The sequence below is a fragment of the Sphingomonas sp. 37zxx genome (genome assembly GCF_000786205.1).
Lineage (GTDB): Bacteria > Pseudomonadota > Alphaproteobacteria > Sphingomonadales > Sphingomonadaceae > Sphingomonas.
Genome location: NZ_JROH01000001.1, coordinates 16,985 through 36,556, shown reverse-complemented (window position 1 = coordinate 36,556; position 19,572 = coordinate 16,985). Strand labels below are relative to the sequence as shown.

Genomic DNA, 19,572 nt, shown 5'->3' with positions numbered 1-19,572 from the left:
ATCGACGCACGGCGACCGCCTTGGTGGTGGGACGCACATGATCACCACGTCGTCCTCGGACAATGAAGACATCGCGGCGCTGGCGAAGGGGGGACGTACCAACATCCTCGGCTTCGTCCTGCGCCTTGCCGCGCGGCTGCCGTTCCTGTTCATCGCTGGCCGTGTCTATGGGCCGGAGATTGTCGGCCGCTTCGCGATCGCGGTGCTGGTGGTCGAACTGGCGGCCTTGCTGGCCACGCTCGGACTGAAGCGCGGGCTGGCGCAGGCATTGTCGTCGACCGATCGACCGCATGTGCATGTCGTGTGGGACGCGCTGGTGGTGGCGCTGATCGCGTCGATGATCGGATCGGCAGTGCTGATCGCCTTCCCGCAGGTGATGTATCCCAACAGCACGGTCATCGGTTTCGAACGGCTGCTGCCCTTTGTCGTCGTCGCGATCGCCTGGTCCGACGTGATGCTGGCGGCACTCGCCTATCGCCACAACATAAAGGCATCGGTAACGGCGCGCGCAGTGGTCGAGCCGTGGACGATCAGTATCGCCGCCTGGGTGCTGTCCTATGTGTCGTCGCGTGACGGATTGATCCTCGCCTATGTCCTGTCGATGGCAGCGGCGCTGGCAGCATCGATGGTGCCCTTTCTCAAAAGCTATGGCCTGCCCGAAGGGTGGCAGCCGCGTCTGCGCCCGATGTTCGCGCTGGCGCGCCGCAATGCGCCGCTCGCCGGTGCCGACGCGATCGAATGGGGATCGCGCAATGTCGATCGCTTCATCCTGGGGCTGCTATTCGCCCCCAGCGTCGTCGGCATCTATTATATGGCGCAGCAAGTCGCGTCGCTGCCGCAAAAGCTAAAGACCAGCTTCGATCCCATTCTCGGCCCGGTCATCACCCATTCGCTCGCGATCGGCGACAAGGAAGCGGTGGCGCGCCAGATTCGCCAGGTCGGCTTCTGGATCATGGCGGCGCAGGCGGCACTGGCGCTGGTCGGCGGCATTCCCGCCGCAGGGGTGATGGGAGTCGTCGGCCCGCAATTCGTCGCCGGCGCGGGGGCCTTGTGCTTCCTGCTCGTCGCCGAAGTGCTCGCGGCCAATGGATCGGTGTCCGAAGCGGGCCTGGTCTATATCGCCCGTCACCGCAATTTGATGATTTCGGGCGCTTTGCTGGGGTTCCAGGTGGCGCTCAGCTTCGCGCTGATTTTCGTGGCGCGCGACCTTGGCCTTGCTGAAATCTACCAGGCCGCCTGCCCCGCCCTTGCGCTGGCGCTGGCGCTTGGGCTTGGGTCGATCGTCAAGTCGCGGTTGCTCGGGCGGCTGCTCGACGCGAAGGTATCCGCGTGGCGCTGGCCGTTCATCTGGGCGGTGCTGGCGACCGCGCTGGTGGGATGGGCATTCCTCCAGCTCCCCGACCGGCTCGAATGGGCCGAACTGCTGATCGGCATCCCGGCGATGCTGCTGGTCTATTGCTTCGTTATCTGGCGCTGGGCGTTCGGCCCCGAAGACCGCCGCCTGTTCCAGAAAGCACCGCCGCCGGCAGCGCCCCTCTAGTGGATTGATTTTGACATTCGCATCCCGCCTGCGGCACGCTCTCGCTGCGAATGTCAAAATCATAAAATCCACTAGAACCACATAATTGCTAGTGGTCCTGGAGATCCTGACATTTGCTCCTGACTGAGCCGAAGGGGGTAGCAAATGTCAGAATCGGACCACTAGCTCCCACCGGTTCGTCCTGAGTAGCCACGCAGCCGCGTATTGCGGCGGGTGTTCGATACGCGCTCTCGCTAGGGCTTCGCCGCTACTCGGCACGAACGGACGGGGAAGGCACCACTCAGTGCCGAAAATGCCGCATCCCGGTGAACACCATTGCCAGCCCGGCTTCGTCGGCGGCAGCGATCACCTCGTCGTCGCGGATCGAACCACCCGGCTGAATCACCGCAGTAGCGCCTGCCTCGACCGCCGCCAGCAAGCCATCGGCGAACGGGAAGAACGCATCCGACGCCACCGCCGAGCCGATCGTCCGCGCCTGTGCCCAGCCCGCCTTCTCGGCGGCGTCGCGTGCCTTCCACGCCGCGATCCGCGCGCTTTCCAGCCGGTTCATCTGCCCGGCACCGATCCCGGCGGTCGCGCCGCCACTGGCGTAGACGATCGCGTTCGACTTCACATGCTTGGCCACTGTCCAGGCAAAGCGGCAATCGATCAACTCCTGCGCCGTCGGCTGGCGCTTGGTCACCACCTGCAATTCGCCCAACCTGCCGCCGTCGCGCGACTGCACCAGCAGCCCGCCCGCGATCGATTTGATCGCCAGCCCGGCCCGCGCCGGATCGGGCAGCTCGCCGGTCAGCAACAGCCGCAAATTCTTCTTGGCGGCAAAGATCGCGCGCGCTTCGTCATCGGCATCGGGCGCGGCGACGACTTCGGTGAAGATGCCCGCAATCGCGCGCGCGGTCGCGCCGTCGAGCGGGCGGTTGACCGCAACGATGCCGCCGAACGCCGACACCGTGTCGCAGGCAAACGCCGCTTCATAGGCTTCGAGCAGCGTATCGGCGCTCGCGACGCCGCACGGATTGGCGTGCTTGACGATCACTACCGTCGGCGGGCCATCGCGAAATTCGCTGACCAGTTCGAGCGCGGCATCGGCGTCGTTATAGTTGTTGTAGCTCAGCGCCTTGCCCTGCAACTGGCTCGCCTGAGCGATGCCGCGCGCGCCAGGCCCCTTGGGCAGATACAACGCCGCCAACTGATGCGGATTCTCGCCGTAGCGAAGTTCGTCGGCGAGCGTGAAAGCGAGCGGCAGCGTGGCCGGAAACGTCTCACCCTGATCGGCAAAGGCAAACCATTGCGCGATCGCCGAATCATAGGCGGCGGTCGCGGCGAACGCCTTGGCCGCCAGCATCCGCCGCTGGTCGAGCGTCGTGCTGCCCTGGGCAAGCAGCGCGTAATCGGCGGGATCGGTGACGATCGCGACATGCGCGTGGTTCTTGGCTGCCGACCGCACCATGCTCGGGCCGCCAATGTCGATATTCTCGATCACCTCGTCGCGCTCGGCCCCCCGCGCGACCGTCGCCTCGAACGGATAAAGATTGACCACCACCAGGTCGATCGCGCCGATGCCATGCTCGGTCATCGCCGCGACATGCTCAGGGTCGTCGCGCACCGCGAGCAGCCCGCCATGCACCATCGGGTGCAGCGTCTTGACGCGGCCGTCCATCATCTCGGGAAAGCCGGTCAGTTCGGACACGTCGCGCACCGCAAGGCCCGCATCGCGCAATGCCTTGGCGGTGCCGCCGGTCGAAACCAGTTCGACCCCGCGTTCTGCCAGCGTGCGGGCGAGATCGACGATGCCAGTCTTGTCGGATACCGACAAAAGGGCGCGGGTAATGGCGATGCTGTTCATGCGCGCGGCTATTTCAGCAGAATGGCCGCCCGCGCAACCTCATTCTCCCGCATTGTTCAGAGCAGAGCGACTAGTGGTCGGCTTCTGACATTTGCTACCCCCTTCGGCTCAGTCAGGAGCAAATGTCAGAATCTCCAGGACCACTAGCAATTATGTGATTCTAGTGGATTTTATGATTTTGACATTCGCAGCGAGAGCGTGTCGCAGGCGGGATGCGAATGTCAAAATCAATCCACTAGCGCGCCTTGTGCAGCAGCCAGCTCACCGTTGCGCCACCGGGCGCTGCCTCGCCCGACAGCACGATCTGTTCGGTCGATACCGGGCGGCCATGCGGGTTGACCCAGACGCTGTCCTCGATGCTCAAGGCTGCGCCGCGCGCGCGAAACTGCCACATCGCGCCGCCGGGCAAGCGCAGGATCGCCGCCTGCCCATCGCTGGTCGCGGCGATCTCGACATCGGGGGCAAGGTGGAAGCGCACCGCGAACGGCGTCGCATCGCGCTGGCGGCGCTTGCCCGCAGGCAGCAGCATGTCTTCGCCGCGCAGATCGCGACCGTCGTTCGACAGCGCCAGCAACCGGCGATGCAGAAAGCCGAAGCGCCGGGCATAGCCGTCATGGCTCGCCTCGATCCGGCTGGCATTATCGGCCTCCTGCCGGGTCAGTTCGACCTCGGTCACCCCCTTGCCCAACGTTCCGTCGGCCAGGATCGCGGTCGAATTGCTGTCGCCCACCACCAGCGTCGAATGCGCAGCAGTAGTGCGAAGCCCCTCGGCCAGCGCGGTGGGCACTGCGGCCATCGACGCGCGCGCGCCGCCGCAATTGACGATGATCCGGTTCGGCCCGTCGGACATTTCGAACGCCAATGTCGAAGCGCAGCCCCCTTCAGCGATCCGCGCGATCGGCGGCGGTGCGGCATCGACGATCAGCACCGATGCTTGCGCGCTCATCCGCTGATAGCCCCATTCGCGCGCCTGGCGCAGCGGGCGGGTGCGAACCCCCGTCGCCTCGATCACTTGCGCCATCACATCGGGATGCACCGGGGCCCCGCCCTGCCAGCTCGACAGCGCGCGATCGCCATGGCTGACACCCAGCAGCGCGCTCACCATGCGCGGCAGCGCGGCGGTCGCCGCCTCGGGCATTTCCATCCGCCGCGCGGCATAGGTCGAACGCAACATCGTCAGCAGCATGATCGCATCGAGCAGCCCCAGCGGCGAGCGCCCCACGGTGCCGCCATCACTGAACACCGATTGCTCGATCGCGCGCGCCAGCCCCGCCTCGCCGAACACCCGGCGTGGATCGCCCCCCGGGATCATCAGCCCAGCCGCCAGCACGCCGCACCAGGCAGCGATCCGCGGCACGCCCAAAGGCACCTTGTCGGCAGTGCGATCGAGGTGCCGTGCGCCCCGCGCCAGTGCGTGGAGCACGTTCGATCGATACACCAGATCGCCGCTCGACAGGATCAGCGGCGCATGCGCGACCCAGAACAACAGCCGCCGGCCCCACATATCGGCGCGCCACGCGGGATCGGAGACGACATCGCCATGCGCGGCGATCCATTCACGCATCAGCGCTTCGGCGATCGGCGCACCTCGCGTGCGCGTCGTCACCGTCGACAAGTCGCGCAGCCAGGCGAAGCTGTGCAGATATTCGCCGAAGGGTTTGGAAAAGGTCGGCCGCGACAGCGCGAGCTCGTGCAGGTTTCTGGTTTCGCCGCGGAATGCCAGCATCCCGTCGAGCAATGCCTGCCCGCGATCGGGGTCGCCCAGAAACGGATCATCGGCGACGGTGAGCAGCTTCAGTGGATGTCGGCCTTTTAGCCGCATGGTGTGGAGTGGGGTGCGCCAGGTCAGCCGGGTCAATTGGTCGGCGATGCGTTCGGACAGCGACAATCCCTTGTCGCCGCCCTGGCGGATTAGCCTTTTGCCCTGCTCGATCCCGTCGGCACCGGGATCGTTCGGTTGAAGATCGTTCACCCGCCCCTCAATGCACGGATATTGTCGGCATAAGCGCTAGGCCCGCCCTTGAAGGTCGCAGTACCCGCGACCAGCGCGTCGGCACCGGCGGCGATCACCTCGCGGCAGTTCGACTGGTCTACGCCGCCATCGACTTGCAGGTCGATCGGCTTGCCCAATTTGTCGATCGAATTGCGGATCGCGGCGATCTTGCGAAGCTGGCTGGGGATGAAGCTCTGGCCGCCAAAGCCGGGGTTCACGCTCATCACCAGCACCAGATCGACGTCCTCGAGCACATAATCGAGCATCTTGGCAGGCGTCGCGGGATTAAGCACCACACCCGCGCGCAGCCCCAGTCCCTTGATCCGCTGGATCGTGCGATGCAGATGCGGCCCGCCTTCGGGATGCACGGTGATCGTATCGGCCCCCGCCTCGGCAAAGGCGTCGAGATAGGCGTCGATCGGCGAGATCATCAGATGCACGTCGAATGGCTTGGCGGTGTGCGGGCGAAGCGCCTTCACCACTGCCGGGCCGATCGTGATGTTGGGCACGAAATGCCCGTCCATCACATCGACATGGATCCAATCGGCCCCCGCCGCATCGATCGCGCGTACCTCCTCGCCCAGCCGGGCAAAGTCGGCGGAAAGGATCGATGGCGCGATACGGACGGGCTGCTGCATGGCAACCATGTAGCAGCAACAACCCCCTCGGCAAGCCGCCAAAAGTCAAGCCGTTCGGATCATCCGGGCAATGAAGAAGCCATCCAGCCCGCCCTGTTCGGCGAGCATCCCCGGCAGCGTGCGGACGGTGCCGTCGGGGTTGGGCGCGACGCCGGCGGGGAGTTCGTCCTGGGTGACCGGGTCGATCGCGAAATGGCGATGCCGCTTCAGGAAATCGGCGATCTGCTCCTCCCCCTCGGGCCGTTCGAGCGAACACACCGCATAGACCAGCCGCCCGCCGACGCGCACCCATTCGGCGGCACGACCCAGCAATTCGCGCTGCAATCCGGCGGTTTCGGCGATCAGGCTGGGGCGCACCCGGTGCAGCACATCGGGATGGCGACGAAAAATGCCGGTCGCGCTGCATGGCGCATCGAGCAGGACCGCATCGGCAAGCGCGGCTGGCTTCCATTCGCGCAGATCGGCGCAGACAATTTCGGCCTCCAGCCGCGTCCGCCCCAGATTATCGCGAAGTCGCGCCAGACGACTTTCGCTCATATCGACCGCAATGGTGCGCCAGCCGCTGCTGGCGAGCTGCAACATCTTGCCGCCGGGCGCGGCGCACAGATCGAGCGCGGTGCCCTCGCCCTGCCCCAAAAGTCGTGCCGGCAGCGATGCCGCCAGATCCTGCACCCACCATGCCCCCGCATCGAATCCGGGCAATGCGGTGATCTGCTTGCCCGCCGGCAGCCGGACATGGCCGGGAAACAGGCTGACACCTTCCAGCTTGGCGACCCATTCGTCGGTCGCCGCCGGATCGGCTAGCGTCAGGTCGGTCGCCGGCGGCTGCGCGATCGCCGCCATCGCCGCTTCGACCATCGCGGTGCCGTGCTGCGCTTCCCAGCGAAGCGCCGCCGCATCGGGCAGCGCGGGCGTATCGGGCAAGCTTACCCCCTGCCGCATCAGCGCGCCGAACACGCCATGCACCAGCTTGCGCGGACCGCCATCGACCAACGGCAACACCGTCGAGATCGCGGCATGCGGCGGAGTGCCCAGCCGAAGCACCTGCGCCAGCGCGATCCGCAGCGCGAACCGCGCCTTGGCATCGTCAGGGATACGGTTGCGCGTCGCCGAATCGATCAGCGAGTCGAGATCAGAGAGGAAGCGCAGCACTTCGGCGGCGATCGCATGTGCAAGGCCGCGATCATTGGCGGGCAGGTTCGCCGCCGCGCGATCGAGCGCGGCCTCGAGCGCCTTGCCCTGCCGCAACACCGCGTCGAGCAGCTTGAGCGCGGCGCGGCGTGCGGGAACGCCGGGGGCATCGGCGGGAAGTTCGAGTTGGGGACGCGCCATGTATTTCCAGTCGGATGGGGATGCGAACGCCTATAGGAAAGAACCCCGTTTCGACAAGCGCACCCCGCCTTACCGCCCGCGCTACCGCCCGTCCTACCGTTTGTTGTGCGGGTTCAGCGCACTTGCCCGCGATCGCGCGCGGGTCGGCGGCACCGACGCCGCGCGGCGCGCCGCCGGCACTTGAAAAGCCGGCGGCGGACCGAACTCGTCCGCCATCGCCTGCAACGCGGCGATCCGCTTGCCGGTGTCGGGATGGGTCGAGAACATCTCGCGCGCGATCGGGGGGACGATATAGAGCTGCGCCGCCGCCGGGTTCTGCTCGCTCACCCGGTTGCGCGTGCGCGCCGCGCCGCCCGCCAGCTTCGCCAGCGCCGAGGCAAGCGCCTGCGGATTGCCCGAAATCTCCGCCCCGCCGCGATCGGCACCATATTCGCGCGTCCGGCTGATCGCCATCTGGACGATCATTGCAGCAAACGGCGCGACGATGACCGCCGCAATCGTCGCAATGAACGACGATCGCTGGTCGCCCGATCGGAAGAACAGCCCGAAATTGGCGAGCATCGAAATCGCACCCGCAATCGTCGCGACCATCGTCATGATCAGCGTGTCGCGATTCTTCACATGCGCCAGTTCGTGCGCCATCACCCCGGCAATCTCGTCGCGGCTGAGCAGCGACAACAGCCCGCTGGTGGCGGCAACGGCGGCATTGTCGGGATTCCGCCCGGTGGCAAAGGCATTGGGGTGCGCGTCATCGACGATATAGACGCGCGGCATCGGCAGCTTGGCCCGCACCGCCAATTCGCGAACCAGCCCGACAAATTCGGGCGCGCTGCGATCATCGACTTCGCGCGCATTGTGCATCCGCAACACGATCTTGTCGGCATTCCAATAGGTGAAAAAATTCATGCCCGCCGTCACCAGCAGCGCGATCATCGCGCCGCCGCGCCCGCCCAGGATGAACCCCAGCGCCATGAACAGGGCGGTCATCGCCGCCAGCAACATACCCGTCTTCACATGGTTCACTTGAACCGTCTCCTTCGGGATACGATGTGGGGATGGAACCTGATTCCTTCAATTATCGGAGAGCCGCGATGGGCACCCGCCCCGCACATGTGAAGCCGCCAGCCTATCTGTCGAAGAGTCCGCCGGTGCCACAGCCCGAAACCGTCGCGCCGCCGCAGGACGACCCGATGGGAAAGAACCCGGTGCGCTATGGCGACTGGGAGCTCAAAGGCATCGCGATCGACTTTTAGGGCGAATAGGGCGAAGAACTGGATCTGATCCCGGCCCTCCCCTGGCCGGAGGCCTTGCCGCCTCAGGCCCGAATGGGCCTCACGCCTCGACCTTCAACGGCCGCGCGAGCAATTGCTCGACGATCGCCGCCACATGCGCGCCTTCCAGCAACGCGCACACCGCCTCGGTCACCGGCATGTCGACGCCAGCCGCCGTCGCTGCGGCGCGAAGCACCGGCGCGGTGAAGGCACCCTCGGCCACCGTCCGCCGGTCGGCGAGCAGATCGGCGGCGCTTCGCCCCGATCCGATCCCGACGCCGAGCGAAAAGTTGCGCGAATTGGTCGACGAGCAGGTCAGCACCAGATCGCCCAGCCCCGACAGCCCAGCCAGTGTCTCGGCCCGCCCGCCGCGCGCCAGCCCGAAGCGGGTCATTTCGGCAAAGCCGCGCGCGATCAGCGCCGCGCGCGCGTTCAGCCCAAGCCCCGCGCCTTCGACCACGCCGCACGCGATCGCCAGCACATTCTTCACCGCGCCGCCGATCTCGGCCCCGATCACGTCATCCGACAGATAAGGCCGAAGCGCCGGCCCCGACAGCCGATCGGCCAGCGCCTCGCGCAACGCCTTGTCGCCGCACGCCAGCGTCACCGCCGTGGGCTTTCCCGCCGCCACTTCGTGCGCGAAGGTGGGGCCGGACAGCACTGCGATCGGCGAATCGGGGCAGGTATCGGCGGCGATCTCGCTCACCAGCCGCTGCGTCCCCGCCTCGATCCCCTTGGCGCACAGTACCAAAGGTCGCCCGGCGACGTCGATCTGCGCCAGCACCCCGGCAACATGCTGAGTCGGCACGACCACGAGCAATGCCTCGCATGCCCCCAGGTCGCTTAAGTTCCCGGTCGCCCGAATCGCCTCCGACAGCCGCACCCGATCGAGGAACATCGCGTTCACGCGGTCAGCATTGATGCTGTCCACCACCTGTGGCTCGCGCGCCCATAGCAGCACCGGCGCGCCGCCCTGCGCCGCCACCTGGGCCAGCGCGGTGCCCCATGCACCCGCTCCGATAACGCCGATCTTCATGCCTTTACCCCTGCGCCGCGTACCGGTTCAGCCATCGGATCCAGCGGCCAGCGCGGGCGCGCCGCCACGTCGAGCGGATCGGTCAGCCCCGCGGCAAAGCGTTCCGCCCCTGCCCAGGCGATCATCGCCGCATTGTCGGTACACAGCCACAAGGGCGGCGCGACGAACCGCATGCCATGCTCCCCCGCCAATTGCTCGAGCGCGGCGCGCACCCCGCGATTCGCCGCGACCCCGCCCGCGACCACCAAAGCGGTCGCATCGTCGGCCAGCGCCAGTGCGCGTCGGGTGCGGTCGATCAGGCAATCGATCACTGCCTGGCTGAACGATGCGGCGATGTCCTCGACCTGATACTGCCCCGAATCCGCCGCGCGCGCGACCGCGCTTTTCAGGCCGGCGAACGAAAAATGCGGCTCGGCCGATCCCAGCAGCGGGCGCGGCAACGGCACCGCGCGTGCATCGCCCAGCGCCGCCGCGCGCTCCACCGCCGGCCCACCGGGAAAGCCCAGCCCCAGCAGCTTGGCAGTCTTGTCAAACGCTTCGCCCGCCGCGTCGTCGATCGTCGTCGCCAGTCGCGCGTAGCTGCCGACCCCCTTGACCAGCAGCAACTGGCAATGCCCGCCCGACACCAGCAACAGCAGATAGGGAAAGGCCAGATCGGCATCGATCAGCCGGGGGCTCAGCGCATGCCCTTCGAGATGATTCACCGCGATCAGCGGCTTGCCCGCCGCCAGCGCCAGCGCCTTGCCGGTCACCAGCCCGACCATCACCCCGCCGATCAGCCCCGGCCCCGCAGTCGCGGCGATCGCGTCGACATCGCGCAAGCCCACCCCCGCCTGCGCCAGCGCCGCCTCGATCAGCGGCGGCAGCACATCGGCGTGCGCGCGCGCGGCGATTTCGGGAACGACGCCGCCATAGGGGGCATGCGCCGCCTCCTGGCCCGCCAATTGATGCGAGAGGATCGTGCGGTCGCTCGAAACCAGCGCAACCGCAGTCTCGTCGCAACTCGATTCGATGCCGAGGATGAGCGCCATGCTCTTTCCTCTAGTCGCGCGGGCGGCTAGCACAAGCGACATGAAGACGCCCTTTCGCATCGGTACGCGCGGTTCGCCGCTGGCACTCACCCAGGCAAACATGGTTCGCGCGCTGCTCGCCGCCGCGCATGACCGTGATCCATTGGACTTCGAGATCGTCCCGATCCGCACCACCGGCGACCGGGTGCAGGACCGCCCGCTCGCCGAAATCGGCGGCAAGGCGCTGTGGACCAAGGAATTGGATCGCGCACTGCTGGGTGGCGACATCGACTGCGCGGTGCATTCGCTCAAGGATGTCGAGACGATCCGCCCCGATGCGATCGCGCTTCGGGCCATCCTGCCGCGCGCCGATGTCCGCGACCGGCTGGTGGGGGCGGCCTCGATCGACGATCTGCCCCGTGGCGCGCGGATCGGCACCAGCAGCCCGCGCCGCGCGGCACAGATGCGGAAACTGCGCCCCGACCTGCTGATCGTGCCGTTTCGCGGCAATGTCGACACCCGCATCGGCAAGCTTGCCGCCGACGAAGCCGATGCGACGCTGCTTGCGGCCGCCGGGCTTGAACGGCTGGGCCGCGACGATGTCGGCGTAGCGATCCCGCTCGATCAGATGCTGCCTGCCCCGAGCCAGGGCGCAATCGGCATCGAAGTTCGCGCCGCCGATGACGCCGCGATCGCGACCGTCGCGGCGATCGACGATGCCGAAACCCATGCCTGCGTCATGGTCGAACGCGCGCTGCTGGCGGCGCTTCAGGCCGATTGCCACTCGCCGGTCGCCGCGCTCGCCCGGATCGAGGGCGGGCGGATCACCCTGTCGGCGGAGCTATTGTCGGAGGATGGCGGCGCGCATGTCGCCGGGCGGATCGAGGGCACCGGCCCCGACATGGCCGCCGATCTTGCGCGCGACCTGCTGGCGCGCGCGCCCGATGCGGTCCGCCAGCGGTTCGGCGGATAGGGATCACACCGGCGGTGCGGATCGTCGTGCTGCGTCCCGAACCCGGCAATAGCGCGACCTGCGCGCGGATTGCCCAAGGCGGCGGCACGGCGATAGCGATGCCGCTGTTCGAGGTTGCGCCGCTATACTGGGACACGCCCGATCCAGCACGATTCGATTCGCTGTTGCTGACCAGCGCCAATGCGGTTCGCCATGCAGGGGCCAGGTTGCAGTCGATCGCGGCGCTGCCGACGGTTGTCGTCGGGCAAGCAACCGCAGCGGCGGCAAGCGCAGCGGGGCTCCCCATCGTGGGCATAGGCGATTCAGACGCCGATGCCGCCGTCGCCGCGCTCGATCGGCTGGGCTTTGCCCGCGCGCTGCACCTGTGCGGGCGCGATCATCTGCTCAGGCCCGGCGGCCCGATCGCGGCGGTCATCGCGGTCTATGCCAGCATTGAAAGCGCCTTGTGCCCCGCGCTGTTGCCCGGCGACACCGTGCTGGTGCATTCGCCGCGCGCCGCGCGTCGGCTGGCCGCGCTGACCACCGATCGCGCCGCCATCGCTATCTGCGCCATCAGCGCGCGCGCGGCCGAAGCGGCGGGCACCGGCTGGCGGCGCATATCGGTCGCCCCTGTCCCTGAGGATTCGGCGCTGATCGCCACCGCCCTCACGGCGCATTGACCCTGACAGCGGCGCACGGGATAAGACGCGCTATGAACCATGACGAAGTGTCGTTCGATATTCCGCCCCGCGGGCGTAATCGCCTGCAATGGGGGGTGCTGATCGGGTTGCTGGCGTTCGTCGCCGGGATCGCGGCAACCTATTGGTACGTCGCACCGATGCTCCATCGGCTCGGCTATTCATCGGGCGCTGCCACACCGCAGCCCATCGTCGTCCAGCCGCAGGTGGTGGCGCCGCAGCCCACCCCGCCGGGCACCGACCTTGCCTCGCTATATGCGCGCGAAATCATGCTGGCTGGCCGTATCCAGGGGCTAGAGGCGCGGCTGGCCAATATCGATAATGATTCGCGCGTCGCATCCTCCTTCGCCACCCGCGCCGAGGCATTGTTGGCGGCATTCGCCTCGCGCCGCGCGCTCGATCGCGGGCTGCCGCTCGGCTATCTTGAGGGGCAGTTGCGTCAGCGTTTCAGCGCCAGCGAACCGCGCGCGACCAATTACGTGATCGAAGCCGCACGCGCCCCCGTCACCCTCGAAGATCTGCGGCTAGCGCTCGATACGCTTGCCCCTGAACTGGTCTCGGGCAGCGATGGCGCAAGCTGGTGGCAAGGCGTTCGCCGTGAATTCAGCGGACTGGTGGTGCTGCGCGAAGACGGTACGCCAAGCGCGCGGCCCAATGACCGGTTGATCCGCGCCCGGCGGATGCTCGATGCCGGCCATGTCGAAGGCGCGGTGGCCGAAATCGCCCGGATGCCCGGCGCAGCGCAGGCCAGCAGTTGGATCGAAGCCGCGCGTCGCTATATCACTGCCAGGCGTGCGCTCGACATTATCGAAGCGGCGGCGCTCGAAGGGGTAGAACCCCCTGCCCCGCCACTCGGCGCGATCCCGGCACCTACCCCGCCGCCGATGGTCGTACCCGATGGCTCGGCAGTGACAACGATGTAGGAAGGATGACGCGATGGCCGAAATGGGCAGGTTCGATTGGCAGGACCCCTTCCAGCTCGAAGCACAGTTGACCGACGACGAACGCATGGTGCGCGACACCGCGCATGAATATTCGCGCGAAAAGCTGTTGCCCCGCGTCACCCGCGCCTTTCTCGACGAACATTTCCACCGCGAGATCATGGACGAGATGGGCCAATTGGGCCTGCTCGGGCCGACCATCCCCGAAACCTATGGCGGCGCTGGCCTGGGCTATGTCTCCTACGGCCTGGTCGCGCGCGAGGTCGAGGCGATCGACAGCGGCTATCGCTCGGCGATGAGCGTCCAGTCGAGCCTGGTGATGCACCCGATCAACGCCTACGGCTCTGAAGCGCAGAAGCGCAAATATCTGCCCAAGCTGGCAAGCGGCGAATGGATCGGCTGTTTCGGCCTGACCGAACCCGATGCCGGGTCTGACCCATCGGGCATGCGCACCCGCGCCGAGGCAATCGACGGCGGCGGCTATCGCCTGACGGGCTCGAAGATGTGGATCACCAATTCGCCGATCGCCGACGTCTTCGTCGTCTGGGCGAAATCGGACGCGCATGGCGGCGCGATTCGCGGCTTCGTGCTCGAAAAGGGGATGAAGGGGCTGACCGCACCCAAGATCGAGGGCAAGTTGAGCCTGCGCGCGTCGATCACCGGCGAAATCGTGATGGAGGGGGTCGAAGTCGGCGAAGACGCGCTGCTGCCCGACGTCCAGGGGCTGAAGGGGCCATTCGGCTGCCTCAACCGCGCGCGCTACGGCATCGCCTGGGGCACGATGGGTGCCGCCGAATTCTGCCTCGACGCCGCACGGCAATATACGCTCGACCGCCAGCAATTCGGCCGCCCGCTCGCCGCGACGCAATTGGTGCAGATCAAGCTCGCTGACATGCTGACAGAGATTTCGCTGGGGCTCAACGCCTGCCTTCGCGCAGGCCGGATGTTCGACGCGCACGAGCTTGCCCCCGATGCGATCTCGATCCTCAAGCGCAACAATTGCGGCAAGGCACTCGCCATCGCCCGCGTTGCGCGCGACATGCACGGTGGCAATGGCATCTCGGCCGATTTCCATGTGATGCGCCACGCGATCAACCTCGAAACGGTCAACACCTATGAGGGCACGCACGACGTCCACGGGCTGATCCTGGGCCGCGCAATCACCGGGATCGCGGCGTTCTGATGACGGGACGCGGCGGTACTGCCAGACCAGCCTGACATGACGCCGGATCGGCAGCCGACGCTTGAAGGCGAGCGCGTCGTTATTCGCCCGCTACGCGCGGACGATTGGGAGGCGGTGTACGCGGTCGCATCCGACCCGCTGATCTGGGAACTGCACCCGGTGCCCGACCGCTGGCGCGAAACGGTGTTCCACACTTTTTTCGACGAGGCGCTGGCCTGCGGCGGCGGGCTTGTGATCATCGACAAGGCGACAGGCATGATCATCGGCTCGAGCCGCTACGACGCATATGATCAAGCCAATGACGAGCTCGAGATCGGCTGGACCTTCATCGCGCGCAGGCATTGGGGCGGCAGCTATAATCGCGAGATCAAGCGGCTGATGCTCGACCACATCCATTATTATGTCGGCCGCGTCGTCTTCCTGGTCGGACAGCACAACCTGCGCTCGCGCCGGGCGATGGAGAAGATCGGCGGGACGCTGATCCCCGGTCGCCACCATCGCGGTAACGGCGATATGTTTCCCGACCATGTCGTCTATGCGATCGACCGCGCATGAAGCCGCTCGAAGGCGTCCGCGTCATCGAGCTGGCGCGAATCCTGGCCGGCCCCTGGTGCGGCCAGTTGCTCGCCGATCTGGGTGCCGACGTCATCAAGATCGAGCGCCCCGGCGCGGGTGACGACACCCGCCATTGGGGGCCGCCCTTCCTCCACGCGCCCGACGGCACCAATCTCGACGCCGCCTATTTCCACTCGACCAATCGCGGCAAGACGTCTCGCGCGATCGACATCGCCACGCCTAAGGGTCAGGCCGAGGTCCGCGCGCTGATCGCCGATGCCGATGTCGTGATCGAGAATTACAAGGTCGGCGGGCTGGTCAAATACGGCCTCGACCACGCCAGCTTGAGCGCGCTCAACCCGCGCCTCATCACCTGTTCGATCACCGGCTTCGGCCAGACCGGGCCGTATGCGCCGCGCGCGGGCTATGACTTCATCATCCAGGCGATGGGCGGGCTGATGTCGCTCACCGGCGAGCCCGACGGCCCGCCGCAAAAGGCAGGGATTGCCTATGCGGACATCTTCACCGGCGTCTATTCGGCGGTCGCGATCCTCGCCGCGCTACGCCAGCGCGATATGACCGGGCCAGAGGGGGGGCGGGGCGCGCATATCGACATGGCGCTGCTCGACACCCAGATCGCGGTGCTCGCGAACCAGGCGCTCAACTGGATGGCATCGGGCAAGGTGCCGCACCGGATGGGCAATGGCCACGCCAACCTGGCACCCTATCAGGCGTTTGAGACGCAGGACGACCCGCTGGTGATCGCGGTCGGCAATGACGGCCAGTTCGCCAGGCTCTGCGCGGTCTTGGGCCTCGACATCGCCGCCGACCCACGCTTTGTGACCAACCCCGCCCGCGTCGCGAACCGCGCCGCGCTGATCCCCCTGATCGAAGCCGCCACCCGCACCCGGCCACGCGACCAGCTCGCCGCCGCGCTCGAAGCCGCCGGTGTCCCGGCCGGCCCGATCAACACCGTCGACCAGGTCTTCGCTGACCCGCAGGTGATGGCGCGCGGCATGCGGATCGCACCCGGCGGGCTGCCGGGCGTGGCGAGTCCGATCGTGATCGACGGCAAACGCATGGTGTCGGCGACCCCCAGCCCGAGGCGCGCGGCCAACGACGCCTGATCCATAGCGATCCGCCCCCGCAAACTGACGTTCGGCCAGCGATCTGCCACCCCCTACACACAGGGCGGCCCGAACACCGACCATCCCGTCCGATGTGCCAGCATCTCGAGCGCGCGCACGCCGAGCATCGAATTGCCATGCTGATCGAGGTTGGGCGACCATATCGCGACCGAGGCAATCTCGGGCACCACCGCCAGTATCCCGCCGCCGACCCCGCTCTTGGCGGGCAGGCCCACGCGCAGCGCGAAGTCGCCCGATCCGTCATAATGGCCGCACGTCATCATCAGCGCGAGCACTTTGCGCATCCGCTGCGCCTTGGCATCGGCCTTTTCGTCGTCGCGCGAGCGGCGGGTGTGCGCCAGGAACCGCCCCGCGCGCGCCAGCCCCGCGCAATCGATCATGAACGCGCATTGCTTCACATAGGCTTCCATCACCTCGTCGATCGGCGAGTGGAAATTGCCGTGATGCCGCATGAAGCTCATGATCGCGCGGTTGAGGTCGCCGCCCTCATGCTCCGATGCCATCACCTCGTCATTGAGTTCGACGCTATCGAGCCCCGCCTGGCGACGCACGAATTCGACGACGGCGTCGGACTGTTTCTCCGCCGTAAGCTCCTCGACCAGAATATCGACCACCGCCAGCGCGCCGGCGTTGACGAACGGATTGCGCGGCAGCCCCGAGGTTTTTTCGAGATCGATGATCGAGTTGAACGGATCGCCCGAAGGTTCGCGCCCGACGCGCTCGAACACCTTGTCGCCCAGCGCGCACAGCGCCAGTTCGAGCGCGAACACCTTAGAGATGCTCTGCAACGGGAACTGAGTCGCGGCCTCGCCCGCCAATACGACCTCGCCCTCGATCGTCGCCACCGCGATGCCGAACCCACCGGGGGCCTCACCCTCGACCTTGGCATCGGCCGCGCTTTCGATCTCGGCGGCCTTGTCGGCGATTTCCTCGGCTATTTCGGCGACAATCTGTTGCAGCATAGCGATCGCATGTCTCCTGCTATTCGGAGCCGTAACAACCGCCGATGCCGCCAAAGGGTCCGGCTGCCTATCCGTTCAGCCGATCCAGCAACGCCATCGCCGCGGCAGGCGCGCGCTCCTTGGCACCGTTGATCATGAAGACGAAGGTGTCGCGCGGTTGCTTCGGCGCCACCACATCGCCGGCATAAGGCAACCCATCGGGCTGCGCGCCCGCCGCCCATTCGCGCGCCACCTTGGCCCAGCGATCGAGCGCACTTGGCGCATAGCCAGCCACGAACTGCGCCTCGGCATTTTCGAGCCGCGCATAGACGAAATCGCCGGTCACATCGGCGATCGCCGGATACTCCGCCGAATCGGCATAGACGATCGCCACCCCCGCCGCGCGCGCCATCGCGACGAATTCGGGGACGTGGAAGCTCTCATGCCGCACCTGCACCGCATGGCGCAGCGCCACCCCGTCCTGCGCGGCAGGCAGCAGCTTGAGGAACGCACCGAAATCATCGGCATCGAACTTCTTGGTCGCCATGAATTGCCACAGGATCGGCCCCAGCCGATCGCCAAGCTCGGTCAGCCCCTGCCCCAGGAACTTGGCGATCGATTCGCCCGCCTCGGCCAGCACCTTGCGATTGGTGGTGTAGCGCGACGCCTTCACCGCAAAGACGAAGCCGTCGGGCACCGCCTTGGCCCAGCCCGCGAACGAGGCGGGCTTGAAGCTCGAATAATAGGTGCCGTTGATCTCGATCGCGGTCAGCTTCGACGCGGCATATTCGAGCTCGCGTTTCTGGACGAGCCCCTCGGGATAGAACACCCCGCCGCGCCAGGGTTCATAGGTCCAGCCGCCGATGCCGGCGCGAATCAGGGCGTTGGTCATGGCGCAGCGTTAGCATGACCCAGGAGCCGAACGACCCGAAGATTGCGCCCGAAGCTCAGGCCGCGATCGACTTGAGCGGCACCCCGGCATCGGCCAGCTGCTCGCGCGGCGGGCGCATCTGCTCGACCACCAATTTGCGCCCCTGGACATAATCGCGCACCGCATTGACGCAATCGAGCGCGATCACCCGCCCTTCGCGCAGATACACCACCGAAAAGCTGCGGCTCGCGGGATCGCCGCGCAGGATCGCTTCGTCATGCCCCGCCGAAAGCCCGACCGTCTGTAATTTCAGGTCATATTGGTTCGACCAGAACCACGGCACCGAATCATAGGCGGCGGGCACCCCCAGGATCGTCCGCGCGACCACCGTCGCCTGATCATTGGCGTTCTGTACCGATTCGATCCGGACATCGCCGCCAGCAAAGCCATTATGATGCAGCGCGCAATCGCCCAGCGCGAAAATGTCGGGCAGCGAGGCCCGCCCCTGCGCATCGACCGCCACTCCATTCCCGCCCGCCGCACCGGCGGCCAGCAGCGGCTCGACCGCAGGTACGATGCCGATGCCCACCACGACCATATCGGCGGGCAGCACATCGCCATCGGCCAGCCGCACCCCGGTGACGCGGTCATCGCCGATGATACAATCGACCGCGCTGCTCAGCCGGATGTCGACGCCATGCGCGCGATGCTCGGCCTCGAAGAAGCGCGACAACGGCTCGCCCGCCACCCGCGCCAGCACGCGGTCCAGCGCCTCGACCAGCACCACCTGCTTGCCCGCCTTGGCGAGCACCGCGGCGGCCTCGAGCCCGATATAGCCGCCACCGACGACGACCGCGCGCGTCACCTGCGGCAATTCGGTCATCATCCGATCGGCATCGGCGCGCGTGCGTACCGTGTGGACGCCGCCCAGATCGCCGCCCACACAGCTCAGCCGGCGCGGCGTGCCGCCGGTCGCCCAGATCAAATGCCGATAGCCGATCGTCTCGCCCGCCTGCGTCCGCAAGCAATGCGCCCCGGCATCGACCGAGACAACTCGCGACGACAACCGAAAGCCGACGCCGCGTTCCTCCCAAAAGGCCGCCGGGCGTATCAGCAACCGCTCGAACGCGCGCTCGCCGCTCAGATAATCCTTCGACAAGGGCGGGCGCTCGTAGGGAAGCTCGGGCTCGTCGCCCACCATCAGGATCGACCCCGCAAAGCCCCCCTGTCGCAACGCGATCGCACAAGCCGCACCACCATGGCCGGTGCCCACAATCACCACGTCCGCCGTTTCGCCTTCGAGTCGCATCGGTCCTCCTTAAGAGGGAGGACGTCTAAAGCGCTTGGCGGTGAAGCGATAGAGCACAGCATGCAAAGCTTCGTTGCCGGCTATTCACTTGGTCATGATAGTTGAGAAACCGGCCTATCCCGGCGGCGATCGTCTCCCGACGGTCGGCAGCGACTTTAATCGATGCCCCGATAAAGTCGCTGGGGCCGACGGCCATTGGCGTGAGCGACAACATGATGTTTCCTGTCCATGCTACCCCTTAGACACGCTCAGGACATGCCTTGGGGTAGCCGCTCCGCCGACCAAAATTTCCTTACAACGCCCTCATC

At 66.8% G+C, this 19,572-nt stretch carries 18 protein-coding genes; 8 read left to right on the top strand and 10 right to left on the bottom strand.

Going from position 1 to position 19,572, the window contains the following annotated elements:
- Window positions 1-37 precede the first annotated feature (37 nt).
- Window positions 38-1,540, top strand: coding sequence for a lipopolysaccharide biosynthesis protein (locus QU44_RS00170; protein WP_033919354.1), 1,503 nt, complete (start codon window positions 38-40; stop codon window positions 1,538-1,540).
- A gap of 280 nt (window positions 1,541-1,820) precedes the next feature.
- On the opposite strand, the gene purH is transcribed toward QU44_RS00170, so the two are convergent.
- The 5 genes from purH to htpX all read right to left on the bottom strand — a co-directional run bounded on the left by purH (window position 1,821) and on the right by htpX (window position 8,372).
- Entirely contained in the window at window positions 1,821-3,386 is a 1,566-nt protein-coding gene (gene purH / locus QU44_RS00165) for a bifunctional phosphoribosylaminoimidazolecarboxamide formyltransferase/IMP cyclohydrolase (protein WP_033919353.1), read from the bottom strand.
- Between the two features lie 235 nt (window positions 3,387-3,621).
- A complete protein-coding gene (locus tag QU44_RS00160; protein WP_081987762.1) occupies window positions 3,622-5,358 on the bottom strand; it encodes a heparinase II/III family protein in 1,737 nt (578 codons plus the stop codon).
- Window positions 5,355-6,017 (bottom strand): ribulose-phosphate 3-epimerase, encoded by a 663-nt coding sequence (rpe, locus tag QU44_RS00155; RefSeq protein ID WP_033919351.1) that lies wholly within the window; start codon window positions 6,015-6,017, stop codon window positions 5,355-5,357. Before rpe ends, QU44_RS00160 begins: the two co-directional genes overlap by 4 nt.
- 45 nt (window positions 6,018-6,062) lie before the next feature.
- Window positions 6,063-7,349, bottom strand: coding sequence for an RsmB/NOP family class I SAM-dependent RNA methyltransferase (locus QU44_RS00150; protein WP_033919350.1), 1,287 nt, complete (start codon window positions 7,347-7,349; stop codon window positions 6,063-6,065).
- A gap of 93 nt (window positions 7,350-7,442) precedes the next feature.
- On the bottom strand, window positions 7,443-8,372 hold the full coding sequence (gene htpX, locus QU44_RS00145) for a zinc metalloprotease HtpX (RefSeq protein WP_033919349.1): 930 nt from the start codon (window positions 8,370-8,372) through the stop codon (window positions 7,443-7,445).
- Window positions 8,373-8,440: 68 nt separating this feature from the next.
- Here htpX and QU44_RS17600 point away from each other — a divergent pair, with 68 nt between their 5' ends.
- Entirely contained in the window at window positions 8,441-8,602 is a 162-nt protein-coding gene (locus tag QU44_RS17600) for a DUF1674 domain-containing protein (RefSeq protein WP_081987761.1), read from the top strand.
- Window positions 8,603-8,681: 79 nt separating this feature from the next.
- Here the strand turns inward: QU44_RS17600 and QU44_RS00140 are convergent, their stop codons facing one another.
- On the bottom strand, window positions 8,682-9,656 hold the full coding sequence (locus QU44_RS00140; RefSeq protein WP_033919348.1) for an NAD(P)H-dependent glycerol-3-phosphate dehydrogenase: 975 nt from the start codon (window positions 9,654-9,656) through the stop codon (window positions 8,682-8,684).
- Entirely contained in the window at window positions 9,653-10,687 is a 1,035-nt protein-coding gene (gene tsaD / locus QU44_RS00135) for a tRNA (adenosine(37)-N6)-threonylcarbamoyltransferase complex transferase subunit TsaD (RefSeq protein ID WP_033919347.1), read from the bottom strand. Before tsaD ends, QU44_RS00140 begins: the two co-directional genes overlap by 4 nt.
- A 40-nt stretch (window positions 10,688-10,727) precedes the next feature.
- Here tsaD and hemC point away from each other — a divergent pair, with 40 nt between their 5' ends.
- Genes hemC through QU44_RS00105 form a run of 6 tightly spaced genes read left to right on the top strand, consistent with a single transcriptional unit; the run spans window position 10,728 to window position 16,122 of the window.
- A complete protein-coding gene (gene hemC / locus QU44_RS00130) occupies window positions 10,728-11,639 on the top strand; it encodes a hydroxymethylbilane synthase (protein ID WP_033919346.1) in 912 nt (303 codons plus the stop codon).
- Between the two features lie 14 nt (window positions 11,640-11,653).
- Window positions 11,654-12,298 carry a uroporphyrinogen-III synthase gene (locus QU44_RS00125; RefSeq protein WP_052134176.1) on the top strand — a complete coding sequence of 215 codons (645 nt, stop codon included), beginning with the start codon at window positions 11,654-11,656 and terminating at the stop codon, window positions 12,296-12,298.
- A gap of 32 nt (window positions 12,299-12,330) precedes the next feature.
- Window positions 12,331-13,239 (top strand): hypothetical protein, encoded by a 909-nt coding sequence (locus tag QU44_RS00120; RefSeq protein WP_052134175.1) that lies wholly within the window; start codon window positions 12,331-12,333, stop codon window positions 13,237-13,239.
- Between the two features lie 13 nt (window positions 13,240-13,252).
- On the top strand, window positions 13,253-14,440 hold the full coding sequence (locus QU44_RS00115) for an acyl-CoA dehydrogenase (protein ID WP_033919344.1): 1,188 nt from the start codon (window positions 13,253-13,255) through the stop codon (window positions 14,438-14,440).
- Window positions 14,441-14,476: 36 nt separating this feature from the next.
- Window positions 14,477-14,995: a GNAT family N-acetyltransferase gene (locus QU44_RS00110; RefSeq protein ID WP_033919343.1), complete on the top strand. Its 519-nt coding sequence runs from the start codon at window positions 14,477-14,479 to the stop codon at window positions 14,993-14,995.
- On the top strand, window positions 14,992-16,122 hold the full coding sequence (locus QU44_RS00105; RefSeq protein ID WP_033919341.1) for a CaiB/BaiF CoA transferase family protein: 1,131 nt from the start codon (window positions 14,992-14,994) through the stop codon (window positions 16,120-16,122). The genes QU44_RS00110 and QU44_RS00105 overlap by 4 nt, the downstream gene beginning before the upstream one ends.
- 53 nt (window positions 16,123-16,175) lie before the next feature.
- Here QU44_RS00105 and glsA read toward each other — a convergent pair whose 3' ends face one another.
- The 3 genes from glsA to QU44_RS00090 all read right to left on the bottom strand — a co-directional run bounded on the left by glsA (window position 16,176) and on the right by QU44_RS00090 (window position 19,264).
- Window positions 16,176-17,105: a glutaminase A gene (glsA, locus tag QU44_RS00100; RefSeq protein ID WP_033919339.1), complete on the bottom strand. Its 930-nt coding sequence runs from the start codon at window positions 17,103-17,105 to the stop codon at window positions 16,176-16,178.
- Between the two features lie 67 nt (window positions 17,106-17,172).
- Window positions 17,173-17,976, bottom strand: coding sequence for a DUF72 domain-containing protein (locus QU44_RS00095; RefSeq protein WP_033919338.1), 804 nt, complete (start codon window positions 17,974-17,976; stop codon window positions 17,173-17,175).
- Window positions 17,977-18,031: 55 nt separating this feature from the next.
- Window positions 18,032-19,264: an NAD(P)/FAD-dependent oxidoreductase gene (locus tag QU44_RS00090; RefSeq protein ID WP_033919336.1), complete on the bottom strand. Its 1,233-nt coding sequence runs from the start codon at window positions 19,262-19,264 to the stop codon at window positions 18,032-18,034.
- Window positions 19,265-19,572 lie beyond the last annotated feature (308 nt).

What these genes read in the sequence shown, in the direction of transcription:
- QU44_RS00170 (WP_033919354.1), top strand. Translation starts at nt 38, where the DNA reads ATGATCACCACGTCGTCCTCGGACAATGAAGACATCGCGGCGCTGGCG.
- purH (WP_033919353.1), bottom strand. Translation starts at nt 3,386, where the DNA reads ATGAACAGCATCGCCATTACCCGCGCCCTTTTGTCGGTATCCGACAAG.
- rpe (WP_033919351.1), bottom strand. Translation starts at nt 6,017, where the DNA reads ATGCAGCAGCCCGTCCGTATCGCGCCATCGATCCTTTCCGCCGACTTT.
- QU44_RS00150 (WP_033919350.1), bottom strand. Translation starts at nt 7,349, where the DNA reads ATGGCGCGTCCCCAACTCGAACTTCCCGCCGATGCCCCCGGCGTTCCC.
- QU44_RS17600 (WP_081987761.1), top strand. Translation starts at nt 8,441, where the DNA reads ATGGGCACCCGCCCCGCACATGTGAAGCCGCCAGCCTATCTGTCGAAG.
- QU44_RS00140 (WP_033919348.1), bottom strand. Translation starts at nt 9,656, where the DNA reads ATGAAGATCGGCGTTATCGGAGCGGGTGCATGGGGCACCGCGCTGGCC.
- tsaD (WP_033919347.1), bottom strand. Translation starts at nt 10,687, where the DNA reads ATGGCGCTCATCCTCGGCATCGAATCGAGTTGCGACGAGACTGCGGTT.
- hemC (WP_033919346.1), top strand. Translation starts at nt 10,728, where the DNA reads ATGAAGACGCCCTTTCGCATCGGTACGCGCGGTTCGCCGCTGGCACTC.
- QU44_RS00120 (WP_052134175.1), top strand. Translation starts at nt 12,331, where the DNA reads ATGAACCATGACGAAGTGTCGTTCGATATTCCGCCCCGCGGGCGTAAT.
- QU44_RS00115 (WP_033919344.1), top strand. Translation starts at nt 13,253, where the DNA reads ATGGCCGAAATGGGCAGGTTCGATTGGCAGGACCCCTTCCAGCTCGAA.
- QU44_RS00110 (WP_033919343.1), top strand. Translation starts at nt 14,477, where the DNA reads ATGACGCCGGATCGGCAGCCGACGCTTGAAGGCGAGCGCGTCGTTATT.
- QU44_RS00105 (WP_033919341.1), top strand. Translation starts at nt 14,992, where the DNA reads ATGAAGCCGCTCGAAGGCGTCCGCGTCATCGAGCTGGCGCGAATCCTG.
- glsA (WP_033919339.1), bottom strand. Translation starts at nt 17,105, where the DNA reads ATGCTGCAACAGATTGTCGCCGAAATAGCCGAGGAAATCGCCGACAAG.
- QU44_RS00095 (WP_033919338.1), bottom strand. Translation starts at nt 17,976, where the DNA reads ATGACCAACGCCCTGATTCGCGCCGGCATCGGCGGCTGGACCTATGAA.
- QU44_RS00090 (WP_033919336.1), bottom strand. Translation starts at nt 19,264, where the DNA reads ATGCGACTCGAAGGCGAAACGGCGGACGTGGTGATTGTGGGCACCGGC.